Here is an 11,712-nt window from a genome sequence, read left to right as displayed (position 1 = left end):
CGCCTTCAGTCGCTCGGCCAGGGTTTCGTATGCTCGACCCAAGCACCCTCCGAACGATTGGTGACCAACGATGATCGACTTCTCGATGCCCGCCGAGCTCGCCGCCGAACGCGATCGAGTGCGCCAGTTCGTCATCGACAAGATCGTTCCGTTCGAACGGGATCCGCGGCTGACCGCGCACGGGCCGACCGACGAGCTGCGCCAGGAACTGGTCGAGCTGGCCAGGGCGGAGAAGCTGCTCACCGTGCAGGCGCCGGAGTCGCTGGGCGGGCGCGGCCTGTCGCACATCGAGCAGGCGGTGATCTACGAGGCGGCCGGCTGGTCCACCCTCGGCCCGATCGCGATGAACTGCGCGGCGCCGGACGAGGGCAATATGTTCCTGCTGTCCAAGGTGGCGAACCCGGAACAGGTCGAACGCCACCTCGCGCCGATGGTCGCCGGGCAGCACCGCTCGGTGTTCGCCATGACCGAGCCGGACGGCGCGGGCTCGGACCCGGCCCAGCTGGCCACCACCGCTACCTTCGACGGCGAGAACTTCACCGTCAACGGCCGCAAGTGGCTGATCACCGGCGCGAACGGCGCCAAGACCTGGATCATCATGGCCCGGCTCGCGGAGAACCCGCACCTGCCCGCCGGCCCCACGCTGTTCCTCACCGACGGCGATCAGCCGGGCATCGTCATCGAGCGCACGATGAACACGATGGACCGCAACTATGTGGCCGGGCACGGGGTCGTCCGGTTCGACAACCTGACGCTGCCGCAGTCGGCCCTGCTCGGCGACGCGGGGCAGGCGCTGCGCTACGCCCAGTTGCGGCTGGCCCCGGCCCGGCTCACCCACTGCATGCGCTGGCTGGGCGCGGCCGAGCGGGCGCAGAGCATCGCGGTCGCGCACGCGCGCACCCGGACCGCGTTCGGCAAGCCGATCGGCGAGCACGAGGGCGTGTCGTTCATGTTGGCGGACAACGAGATCGCGCTGCACCAGTGCCGGCTGACCATCTGGCACGCCTGCTGGCTGATGGACCAGGGCGAGAAGGCGCGGCACGAGAGCTCGATCGCGAAGTCGTATGTCTCCGAGGAGCTGTTCAAGGTGGCCGACCGGTGTGTGCAGGTGCTCGGCGGCATCGGCATCAGCGACGAGACGGTGGTCGAGATGATCTTCCGCGACATCCGCGCGTTCCGGCTCTACGACGGTCCGACCGAGGTGCACAAGTACGCGATCGGGCGCAAAGTACTGCGTGGTTGAGCGAGGTTTTTCGGGCCCGAGTCAGGGCGGGGTCACCTCGACTAACATGCTGGCATGAGTTCGGAACTGCACGTCGATGTCTCCGCGGGCATCGCCGTGCTCACGCTCAATCGGCCCGCTCAGCAGAACGCCTTCACCCCGGCGATGGCCGCCGAATTGAGCGCCGCGTTGCAGCGCTGCGATGACGAGGACAACATCCGGGTCGTGGTGATCACCGGGACGCCGCCCGCGTTCTGCGCGGGCGCGGATCTGTCCAGCCGGGTCGGCGACGTCAGCGCGACCATCGAGCCGGCCCCGTGGCGGGTGCGCAAGCCGGTGATCGCCGCGGTGAACGGGCACGCGGTCGGCATCGGGCTGGCCCTCGCGTTGCAGTGCGACCTGCGGTACATGGCGCGCGACGCGGTCTACGGGCTCAACCAGGTCCGCCGCGGTGTGGTGGCCGACGGCTACTCGCACTGGACGCTGCCCCGCCTGGTCGGCATGGCCAATGCCGCCGACATCATGCTGACCGGTCGCACCTTCGACGGCGACGAGGCCAAGGCGATGGGCCTGGCCAACGGCTGCATGCCCGGCGGCGAGGTGCTGCCGATGGCCCTGGCCATCGCGCACGACATCGCCAACGGGTCGGCGCCGCTGCCGGTGGCCATGTCCAAGCGGCTGCTGTGGGAGGGGCTCGGGATGAGCCCGGCCATGGTCGGGCAGCTGGAGACCGACCTGAACGAGCACGTCAGCAAGAGCATCGACGGCGGCGAGGCGATGGCCGCGTTCAAGGAACGCAGGCAACCCAACTGGACCGGCAGCGTCAGCGAGGAATGGCCGGCCTGGGACGACAAGGGCGACCAGGAACGGCCCAGCCTCGATTAAGCGTTGCCGCCCAACAGGATCAGCAGATAGAGCACCGCGAAGATGATCATCAGGATGGTGCCGATGATGCCGAGGATGTACCCGACCACCACCTGAACCCGCCCGCCGTAGGCGCCGTGCGACTCCTCGATCTGATCGAGGGCGCGCTTGCCCATCGCCCACGCCACCGGCCCGAGCACACCGCAGCAGAGCACGCTCGCCACCCCGAGCCACAGCACCGCCGTCGCGTTCGGATGCTCGACCGGATTCCCGATGGGCTGGTTGGGTATCACCACGACGCGAATTCTACGGTGCCGACGCCGCCCGCCGCGTCTATTGCCGTGTGCCGGGGGGCGTTTCGCGAAGGGTTCAGTACCGGCGCTGGCGGGCGATCTCGGCGAGCACCACGCCGGCGGCGACCGAGGCGTTGAGCGATTCGACCGGGCCGGCCATCGGGATGCTGAGGATCGAGTCGCAGTTCTCCCGGACCAGCCGGGACAGGCCCTTGCCCTCCGAGCCGACCACGATGACGGTGGGTTCGCGGCCGTCGAAGTCGTCCAGGGTGGTGTCGCCACCCGCGTCGAGACCGACCACCTGGATGCCCTGCGACGCCCAATCCTTCAGCGTGCGAGTCAGATTCGTCGCGCGGGCGACGGGCAGCCGGGCCGCGGCGCCGGCGCTGGTGCGCCAGGCGACCGCGCTGACGCTGGCGCTGCGCCGCTGCGGGATCAGCACGCCCTGGCCACCGAACGCGGCGACCGAGCGGATGACCGCGCCGAGGTTGCGCGGATCGGTGATGTTGTCCAGGGCGACCAGCAGCGCGGGCTCTGCCGTATTGCGCAACTCGGCGAGCAGGTCGTCCGGGTGCGCGTAGCGGTACGGCGGCACCTGCAGGGCGACGCCCTGGTGCATGCCGTTGGCGCTCAACCGGTCCAGGTCGCCGCGCGGCACCTCGAGAATGGAGATGCCCGCGTCGGCGGCCATCTTCACGCTCTCGGTCAGCCGCTCGTCGTTCTCGGCGCCGAGCGCGACGTAGAGCGCCGTGGCGGGCACGCCCGCGCGCAGGCATTCGACCACCGGGTTGCGGCCGAGCACCATCTCCGGGCTGTCGTCGTCCTTGCGGCCGGCCGCGCGACCCGCACTGCCGCGCGGACCACCGCCACCCTTGGCGGCGGCCTTCGCCGCGGCGGCGGCGCGCTTGGCCGCGGGATGCTTGGTGCGCTCGACGGCGGGCGGGGTCGCGCCGCGACCCTCGAGCCCGCGCCTGCGCTTACCGCCGGAGCCGACGACGGCGCCCTTCTTGGTCCCGCCCTTGCGGATCGCACCACGACGCTGCGAATTGCCTGCCATTACTTGGCCTTTCCAGGTTGTAGCGCGTCCGGCGCCGTAAGCGGCGCAGCGCCAAGGGCCCATTCGGGACCGTTTTGCGTGTCGGTGACCTCGATTCCGGCTGCCTGCAATCGATCGCGGGCGGCATCGGCGCTCGCCCAATCCTTGTCTGCTCGCGCCTGTTGACGGCGGTCGAGCTCGGCGCGCACCAGCACGTCGAGCGCGCCCAGTGCCGCCGATGAGTCGCGTGGGGTGAACCAGTGCGGATCCAGCGGGTCGACACCAAGAATACCGAGCATGGCGCGGACCTGTCCGGCCAGGTCCCGCGCGCTGTCGATCGCGCCCGATTCCAGCGCCTTGTTGCCCTCGTGCACGACGCGGTGGATCTCGGCCAGGGCCTTCGGCACGGCGAGGTCGTCGTCGATGGCCGCGGCGAACGCGTCGGTCCACTTGCCGACCGGGATATCGCCCGCGCGATCGGCCGTGCGGTGGATGAACGCCTCGATGCGCTGATAGGACTGGGCCGCGTCGTTGAGCGCCTTGTCCGAGTACTCCAGCATCGAGCGGTAGTGCGCGCTGCCGAGGTAGAACCGCAGCTCCACGGCGCGCACGTGGGTGAGCACGTTCGGCACGGAGAGCACGTTGCCCAGCGACTTGGACATCTTCTCCCCGCCCATGGTCACCCAGCCGTTGTGCAGCCAGTACTGGGCGAAGCCGTCGCCGGCCGCCTTCGACTGGGCGATCTCGTTCTCGTGGTGCGGGAACACCAGATCCATACCGCCGCAATGGATGTCGAATTCGGGGCCGAGGTAGAACTCGGCCATCGCGGAGCATTCCAGGTGCCAGCCGGGCCGGCCGGGGCCCCAGGGCGAGGGCCAGGTGGGCTCACCGGGCTTGGCCGCCTTCCACAGGGTGAAGTCGCGCGGGTCGCGCTTGCCCGCGCCCGCGCTCTCGCCCTGGTGCACGTCGTCGAGGCGGTGGCCGGACAGGCTGCCGTAGTCGGGGTAGCTGACCACGTCGAAGTAGACGTTGCCCGCGGACGCGTAGGCGTGCCCGCGCTCGATCAGCCGCTGCATCATGTCGACCATCTGGGTGATGTGGCCGGTGGCGCGGGGCTCGACGGACGGCGGCAGCACGCCGAGGGTCTCGTAGGCGTTGTCGAAGGCGCGCTCGTAGGTAGCGGCCCACTCCCACCACGGCCGGCCCGCCTCGGCGGCCTTGGTGAGGATCTTGTCCTCGATGTCGGTGACGTTGCGGATGAACCACACGTCGTAGTCGTGCGCGAGCAGCCAGCGGCGCAGCACGTCGAAGGCGACGCCGCTGCGCACGTGACCGATGTGCGGCGCGCCCTGCACGGTGGCGCCACATAGGTACACCGAGGCACGGCCGGGGACCAGGGGCGCGAAATCCCGCATGGTCCGCGTGTCGGTGTCAAAAAGGCGCAGCGTCACGGCGTTCGATCCTAGCTGGTAGATAGACCTGTACCCGGACCGGCTCAGGTCCGTCGGAGCGGGGTCAGCGACAGGATTGCAGCAGAGCGGTTGCCATGGCGGCAATGCCCTCGCCGCGGCCGGTCAGTCCGAGGCCGTCGGTGGTGGTGCCGGAAACCGAGACCGGGGCGCCGAGCAGCTCGCCGAGCAGTTGCTGGGCCTCGGCACGGCGCGGGCCGATCTTGGGCCGATTGCCGATCACCTGGACCGCCGCATTGACGATCGCGAAGCCGGCCTCGTCGAGCAGCCTGCGCACTTCCTTCAGCATGGCCGAGCCGGAGACGCCCGCCCATTCCGGGCGATCGGTGCCGAAGACCGAGCCGAGGTCACCGAGTCCGGCGGCGGAGAGGAGCGCGTCGCAGAGCGCGTGCGCGGCAACGTCGCCGTCGGAGTGGCCGGCGCAGCCGTCGTCACCGTCGAAGAGCAGCCCGGCCATCCAGCAGGGGCGGCCGGGTTCGATGGGGTGCACGTCGCTGCCGATGCCGACGCGCATGTTCGAGACCGCGCTGCGCTCGGTCACCCGGCCACCGCCCGGCGCAGGTCCGCGCCGTCGAGCACCGCGTGGGCGAGCAACAGGTCGAGCGGAGTGGTGATCTTGAAAGCCAAGGGGTCGCCGGGGATGGTGTGCACCTGGGTGCCGAGCAGCTCGACGAGTCCGGCGTCGTCGGTGGCCTGGACGCCCTCGGACAGGTAGGCCGAGCGCAGCAATCCGGCCGCGAAGCCCTGCGGGGTCTGGATGGCACGCAACTGGGCGCGGTCCGGCGTGCCGGTGACCGCGCCGGCCGCGTCGACGGACTTGATCGTGTCGGACACCGGAAGCGCGGGGACCACGGCGAGATGGCCGGCGCGCAACTCGGCCGCGACCCGGGCGATGAGCTCGGGCGGGGTGAGGGCGCGCGCGGCATCGTGCACGAGGTAGTAGGCGGCATCGGGTGCGGCGGCGAGACCTGCCCGCACCGAGTCGATGCGTTCGGCGCCGCCGACGACCACGTGTACCGAATCCGAGGGCGGCAGCAGGGCAACGGCGCTCTCGACGAATTCGGCGGGAACCATAACGATGATCCGGTCGACCGCGCCGGAGGCGATCAAACCTTCGACGGCGAGCCGGACCATAGGGCTGCCGCCGACCGGGACGAACGCCTTGGGTGTGGCTTCACCCAGGCGGACGCCGCGACCGGCGGCAGGCACCAGAGCAACGACGGTTCCGTCGGTGAGACGAGCACCGTTGTCGAGTTTGTTCACGGTCAGGAAGCCGCGGCGAGGACCTCGTCCAGCAGCGTCTCGGCCTTGCCGTCATCGGTCCCCTCGGCGAGCGCGAGCTCACCGACGAGGATCTGACGGGCCTTGGCGAGCATCCGCTTCTCACCGGCGGACAGGCCGCGGTCCTGCTCACGACGCCACAGGTCGCGGACGACCTCGGCCACCTTGTTCACATCGCCGGAGGCGAGCTTCTCCAGGTTGGCCTTGTAACGGCGGGACCAGTTGGTCGGCTCCTCCGTGTGCGGCGCGCGCAGCACCTGGAAGACTCGATCGAGACCTTCCTGGCCGACGACATCACGTACGCCGACGTATTCAGCATTCTCAGCGGGAACCCGAACAGTCAGATCGCCTTGGGCGACCTTCAGGACCAGATACTCTTTTTGCTCACCCTTGATGGTGCGAGTCTCGATAGCTTCGATCAGCGCCGCTCCGTGGTGGGGGTAAACGACGGTGTCTCCGACCTTAAAAATCATGTGTCCCGTGCCCCTTTCGATGTTCACAGTTTAACATGCGACTCGGTAACGGCGCGATCAACTGTGCAGGTCAGGGCCACAACGAGGTAGCGGTGGGGCTTGACAGAACGGGGTCGGTGTGCATTACGTTGTGCCAGAACGGGTTACCTCCCCGCACTGCCCCCGTCCCGGCCCCCCGACCTGAGCTGGCAGTGCGTCCGCGATCCGCCGATGCTCGACCGATCTGTTACCAACCGACCCGCGCGTCGCGAGCCCCGGCTCCCGGTCCGGAGCGGGAACTACTACGCTGCCTAGTTACTACTCTCCCCTACGGAGATGAGCCCGGTCGACATGGAGGGACAACCCGTGACTGCCCTGAAAGCTGTGACCGCCCTGAAGAAGGCGCGACGTCGCATGGTGCCGGTTGCCGCACTCGCCGCCGGCGCGGCTATCGCGCTGACCGGCTGTAGCTCGGGCCAGATCTCGCAGACCGCGGACCAGGTGGCCGCGATCAACGGCAATCACGCCGACGTCGGCAAGGTCGCGCTGCGCAACGTGCACATCGTCTTCCCCGCCCAGGGCACCGAATACAACAACACCAAGGGCGGCAAGGCGATCATCGCGCTGTCCATCGTCAACAACAGCCCGTCCGTGCCCGACGAGCTGACCAGCCTGACCACCGACCTCGGCACCGTGAAGATCACCCCGGCGGCCGGCAAGTCGACGGTCGAGCTGGCCCCCCAGCAAACCGTGGTCGCGGCCACCAAGCCGGTCAAGACCGCGGCGCCCGCGGCCGACGCGCACGGCGCCACGCCCACCACCCCGGCCGCGCCGACCTCGGCCAAGCCGGACGCGCACGGCACCGAGCACGCCGACGTCGCCGAGGCCACCGTCGACCCCGAGGCCCGCCCGATCCTGATCGAGATCACCGGCCTGACCAAGGACATCACCCCCGGCCTGACCTACAACGTGGCGTTCAACTTCAAGCAGAACGGCACCGTGCAGCTCCAGGTGCCGGTCGACGCGGGCGCTTCCACCGCCCGGCAGGAGTCGGACAAGTCCGGCGCGACCGAGGCCGAGCACAAGGGCGGACACTGAGCGTCTAGCCCCCTTACGGAGACGGCTGCCACACCTGTTCGGTGTGGCAGCCGTTCGTTTATCCGGCCACCGGGCCGTCAGCGGGCCGGAACGGGCGGGTTTTGTCGGACGCGGTACGTAAGGTGCGCGTGTGGCCAAGACCAAGTCGATCTTCCGGTGCTCCGCCTGCACGCACGAGGTCGCCAAGTGGGTGGGTAAGTGCCCGGACTGCGGCGCGTGGGGCACGGTCGACGAGGTAGCCGTCGCGGCGACGGGTGCGGGCGCACCGGCCCGGCGCGCGATGCTGCCGAGCACCGCCGCCGCCCCGATCTCCACCATCGACTCGCAGATCACCAGGGCCAAGCCGACCGGGGTCAGCGAGCTCGACCGGGTGCTCGGCGGCGGCGTGGTGCCCGGTTCGGTGGTGCTGCTCTCCGGCGAGCCGGGCGTCGGCAAGTCGACCCTGCTGCTCGAGGTCGCGCACCGCTGGGCCAGGCAGAACGACGCGAAGGCGCTCTACGTCACCGCGGAGGAATCGGCCGGGCAGGTGCGGCTGCGCGCCGACCGGACCGGCGCGGTGCACGAACGGGTCTATCTCGCCGCGGAATCCGATCTCTCGATCCTGCTCGGGCATGTCGAGCAGGTGCAGCCGACGCTGCTGGTGGTCGACTCGGTGCAGACCATGCTGGCGCCCGAGGTGGACGGCGTGATCGGCGGCGTCACCCAGGTGCGCGCGGTGACCTCCGCGCTGACCTCGCTGGCCAAGGCGAGCGGCATCGCGGTGCTGCTGGTCGGGCACGTGACCAAGGACGGCAATGTCGCCGGCCCGCGCACCCTGGAACACCTCGTCGACGTGGTGCTGCAATTCGAGGGCGACAAGAACTCGTCGCTGCGCATGGTGCGCGGCCTGAAGAACCGTTTCGGCAGCGCGGACGAGGTCGGCTGCTTCGAGCTGCACGAGGACGGCATCGCCTGCGTCGACGACCCGTCCGGGCTGTTCCTGCATCACCGCACCGATTCGGTGTCCGGCACCGCGGTCACCGTCGCGATGGACGGCAAGCGGCCGCTGGTGGCCGAGGTGCAGGGGCTGACCGTGGAGACCGAAATCCCGAACCCGCGCCGCGCGGTCAGCGGCCTGGACTACAACCGGGTCGCGATGGTGCTGGCCGTACTACAGAGCCGCGGCAAGGTGTTCCTCGGCAAGTCCGACGTCTACGCGGCGACGGTCGGCGGCATGCGGCTGCTGGAGCCCGCGGCCGACCTGGCCATCACGCTCGCCATCGCCAGCGCCAATTCCGAGGTGGCGATTCCGGCGGGCTGGGTGATCCTCGGCGAGGTCGGCCTGGCCGGCGAGGTGCGCAAGGTGACCGGGCTGGAACGCAGGCTGGCCGAGGCCGAACGGCTCGGCTTCACCACCGCGCTGGTGCCGCCCGGCTACACCCCGCTCAAACGCGGCGGCATGAAGATCCACGAGGTGGCCGACGTGCGCTCGGCCATCCGCATCACCGGCACGCGCAAACGACGCGCGCCGAAGGAGGACAAGGAAGTGGCACCCGATTTCTGACCGGCCCCACCGAATCCGGAACGGCTCAGGCAGGCGTCAGGTTGAACGGCTCCGGCGAGCTGTGCAGCGAACCGAACTGCGCGATCACCTGATAGGCGCCCGCGGGCACCGGCACCCGCTCGCCGACGCAGCCCTGCTGCGAGGTGGTGCCCGACCAGCGCACCGTGAACAGCGCCTGCTCACCGGGTTTCAGGTTCCGCTGGTTCGACTCGTCGACCGGCGAGCAGTCCGAACTGGTCCAGAACCGGCGCTGCCCGTCCAGCGACAGCACCGACGCCTGGATCTGCGCCAGGTTCATGTCCCGCTGGCAGACCGAGCTGGAGATGTTGGTGATGACGAAGCGGAAGTTCGGCTGCTCACCGACCTTGTAGGTCGGCTGGTCCACGCTGATCTTGATCGCCAGCGACTGATCCGCACACTGCCCCGGTCCCGCCGCGGGTTCGTTCGAGGCGGTCGAGGCGACGCTCGGCGTGGCCGCGGCGCTGGATTCGGCCGGGCCCGCTGCCTTTGTCGTCGAGGCGTCGGCGGGCTTGCTCGGCGTCGTGGACGACGAGCCGGCCGCGACCGGCTTCGAGTCATCGGGCTTGTCGCCACCGCGCGCCACCGTCAGCACGAGCCAGATGACCAACGCCAGCGCGACGACCAGGGCGCCGATCGCCAATGCGCGTCGACGCCAATAGATCTCCGGTGGCAGCGGTCCATTCGGTTCCAGCACGCCTCAACGGTAAGGGCACGACCGGGCGCGACGACTCATACGCCCGGCGTGTCGGTCCGGATTACGCGATCGTGGCGATCCAATTCCGGCCCGCACGCTGGGCTGACACCGACTAGGACAACTCAGGCGAGCTCGCCGATGTTGCCGACGACACGCTGCAACTTCACCTGTCCCTCGGCGAGCTTGTATGTGACACAGGCGATTGCGCATTCGCCGGTGGCGACGCGCTGCGAGATGATCATCGATCGCTGCATGAGCAGCCTGCTCGTCTCGACCACGTGCCTGGCCTCCATCTCGTCGACGGTGGACAGGCCCTCGCGGCGGCCGATCAGAATGGACGGCGTGACCCGCTCGACCACGCTGCGGATGAAGCCTCCCGGTACCTCGCCGCCGTCGAGCGCGTCGATGGTGGCCTTCACCGCGCCGCAGCTGTCGTGCCCGAGCACCACGATCAGCGGCACGTTCAGCACCTGCACGCCGTACTCGATCGAGCCGAGTACCGAGCTGTCCACGACGTGGCCCGCGGTGCGCACCACGAACATGTCGCCGAGGCCTTGGTCGAAGATCAACTCGGCGGCGACCCGGGAGTCACCGCAGCCGAAGAGGATGGCGGACGGATGCTGGCCGCTGACGAGCTTGGCTCGGTCGGAGGCGCCCTGGCTAGGATGCTGCAGCGCACCGGAGACGAAACGGTCGTTGCCTTCGCGCAAAGACTTCCAGGCACTGACCGGATTTGAATCAGGCATACCGACCATTGTGCACAAGGCTTGGGTTACCAGCGAGTTCGTTTGGTTACGGGTCGGCAAATACCAGCTGGCGGCAGTAGGACAGGAACCGTGAGGAAAGCACCGAACAGCATCGATGCCGACGTGTTGCTCGACTGGTACGCGGAGACCGCGCGCGACCTGCCGTGGCGTCGCCGCGAGGTCACCGCGTGGCAGATCCTGATGAGCGAGATCATGTTGCAGCAGACCCCGGTGGTCCGGGTCGAGCCGATCTGGCGGGAGTGGGTGGCGCGCTGGCCGGTGCCCTCGGCGATGGCCGCCTCCTCACAGGCCGAGGTGCTGCGCGCGTGGGGCAAGCTCGGTTATCCGCGGCGGGCGCTGCGGCTGCACGAATGCGCGCGGGTGCTGGCCGCGGAACACGGCGACGAGGTGCCTGCCGACGTGGACGTGCTGCTCGGCCTGCCGGGAATCGGGGCGTACACGGCGCGGGCGGTCGCGTGCTTCGCCTACGGGCAACGAGTTCCGGTGGTGGACACCAATGTTCGGCGGGTGGTCGCCCGGGCCGTGCACGGGCGGGCGGAGGCCGGGAATCCGTCGTCCCGGGATCTGCCGGAGACCGAAGCGCTGCTGCCGCAACAGATCGACCGCGCGGCGGTGTTCTCGGCCGCGCTGATGGAACTGGGCGCGACGGTGTGCACGGCGCGCACGCCGGACTGCTCGCGCTGCCCGCTGCCGAGCTGCGCATGGGTCGCCGCGGGCCGCCCGGTCTCCGAAATCGTCCGTCGCACACAGAAGTACGAGGGCACCGACCGGCAAGCGCGCGGCAGGCTGCTCGACGTGCTCCGTGGCGCGACGGGCCCGGTCGAGCAAGTGCGTCTCGACCTCGCCTGGCCCCGCGACCCCGGCCAGCGAGCCCGCGCGCTGGACTCGCTACTGGTCGACGGCCTGATCGAGCAGACCGTGGACGGCCTCTTCGCCCTGGCCGGCGAGGGCGGCAACGCGCCCTGACCACAC

At 69.7% G+C, this 11,712-nt stretch carries 13 protein-coding genes; 5 read left to right on the top strand and 8 right to left on the bottom strand.

Annotated features, from left to right (window positions below; translation table 11 throughout):
- Positions 1–70: 70 nt before the first annotated feature.
- Positions 71–1,243: an acyl-CoA dehydrogenase family protein gene (locus tag AB0M22_RS41445; protein ID WP_150403731.1), complete on the top strand. Its 1,173-nt coding sequence runs from the start codon at positions 71–73 to the stop codon at positions 1,241–1,243.
- A gap of 54 nt (positions 1,244–1,297) precedes the next feature.
- Positions 1,298–2,107 carry an enoyl-CoA hydratase-related protein gene (locus tag AB0M22_RS41440; protein WP_364738623.1) on the top strand — a complete coding sequence of 270 codons (810 nt, stop codon included), beginning with the start codon at positions 1,298–1,300 and terminating at the stop codon, positions 2,105–2,107.
- On the opposite strand, the gene AB0M22_RS41435 is transcribed toward AB0M22_RS41440, so the two are convergent.
- From AB0M22_RS41435 to carD, 6 genes are all read right to left on the bottom strand, one after another.
- Positions 2,104–2,382, bottom strand: a complete 279-nt coding sequence (locus AB0M22_RS41435; RefSeq protein WP_364738621.1) for a DUF4190 domain-containing protein — start codon at positions 2,380–2,382, stop codon at positions 2,104–2,106. The two genes, AB0M22_RS41440 and AB0M22_RS41435, sit on opposite strands and share 4 nt — an antisense overlap.
- Before the next feature lie 73 nt (positions 2,383–2,455).
- Positions 2,456–3,436 (bottom strand): 23S rRNA (guanosine(2251)-2'-O)-methyltransferase RlmB, encoded by a 981-nt coding sequence (gene rlmB / locus AB0M22_RS41430; RefSeq protein ID WP_364738620.1) that lies wholly within the window; start codon positions 3,434–3,436, stop codon positions 2,456–2,458.
- Positions 3,436–4,866 (bottom strand): cysteine--tRNA ligase, encoded by a 1,431-nt coding sequence (gene cysS / locus AB0M22_RS41425; RefSeq protein ID WP_364738618.1) that lies wholly within the window; start codon positions 4,864–4,866, stop codon positions 3,436–3,438. Before cysS ends, rlmB begins: the two co-directional genes overlap by 1 nt.
- A 64-nt stretch (positions 4,867–4,930) precedes the next feature.
- The gene (ispF, locus tag AB0M22_RS41420) at positions 4,931–5,398 is read right to left on the bottom strand and encodes a 2-C-methyl-D-erythritol 2,4-cyclodiphosphate synthase (protein WP_364738839.1); all 468 of its coding nucleotides are present in this window, start codon (positions 5,396–5,398) and stop codon (positions 4,931–4,933) included.
- Between the two features lie 23 nt (positions 5,399–5,421).
- Entirely contained in the window at positions 5,422–6,147 is a 726-nt protein-coding gene (ispD, locus tag AB0M22_RS41415) for a 2-C-methyl-D-erythritol 4-phosphate cytidylyltransferase (RefSeq protein WP_364738616.1), read from the bottom strand.
- Positions 6,148–6,149: 2 nt separating this feature from the next.
- Entirely contained in the window at positions 6,150–6,638 is a 489-nt protein-coding gene (gene carD / locus AB0M22_RS41410) for an RNA polymerase-binding transcription factor CarD (RefSeq protein WP_011206964.1), read from the bottom strand.
- A 345-nt stretch (positions 6,639–6,983) separates the two neighbouring features.
- Between carD and AB0M22_RS41405 the strand changes: the two genes are divergently transcribed.
- Positions 6,984–7,715, top strand: a complete 732-nt coding sequence (locus AB0M22_RS41405) for a hypothetical protein (protein WP_364738615.1) — start codon at positions 6,984–6,986, stop codon at positions 7,713–7,715.
- A gap of 130 nt (positions 7,716–7,845) precedes the next feature.
- Positions 7,846–9,258 (top strand): DNA repair protein RadA, encoded by a 1,413-nt coding sequence (gene radA / locus AB0M22_RS41400; RefSeq protein WP_364738613.1) that lies wholly within the window; start codon positions 7,846–7,848, stop codon positions 9,256–9,258.
- Between the two features lie 25 nt (positions 9,259–9,283).
- Here radA and AB0M22_RS41395 read toward each other — a convergent pair whose 3' ends face one another.
- Together AB0M22_RS41395 and AB0M22_RS41390 are read right to left on the bottom strand one after the other, a co-directional pair.
- Positions 9,284–9,973 carry a hypothetical protein gene (locus AB0M22_RS41395; protein WP_364738611.1) on the bottom strand — a complete coding sequence of 230 codons (690 nt, stop codon included), beginning with the start codon at positions 9,971–9,973 and terminating at the stop codon, positions 9,284–9,286.
- 122 nt (positions 9,974–10,095) lie between these two features.
- A complete protein-coding gene (locus AB0M22_RS41390; RefSeq protein ID WP_357379732.1) occupies positions 10,096–10,719 on the bottom strand; it encodes a carbonic anhydrase in 624 nt (207 codons plus the stop codon).
- Positions 10,720–10,809: 90 nt separating this feature from the next.
- On the opposite strand from AB0M22_RS41390, the gene AB0M22_RS41385 reads away from it, so the two are divergent.
- Positions 10,810–11,706, top strand: a complete 897-nt coding sequence (locus AB0M22_RS41385; RefSeq protein ID WP_364738609.1) for an A/G-specific adenine glycosylase — start codon at positions 10,810–10,812, stop codon at positions 11,704–11,706.
- The last annotated feature ends 6 nt before the right edge of the window (positions 11,707–11,712 follow it).

It is taken from the genome of Nocardia sp. NPDC051756 (assembly GCF_040681495.1).
Classification (GTDB): Bacteria; Actinomycetota; Actinomycetes; order Mycobacteriales; family Mycobacteriaceae; genus Nocardia.
Note: the sequence above shows the minus strand (reverse complement) of the source record. Positions and strands in the feature narration are given on the sequence as shown.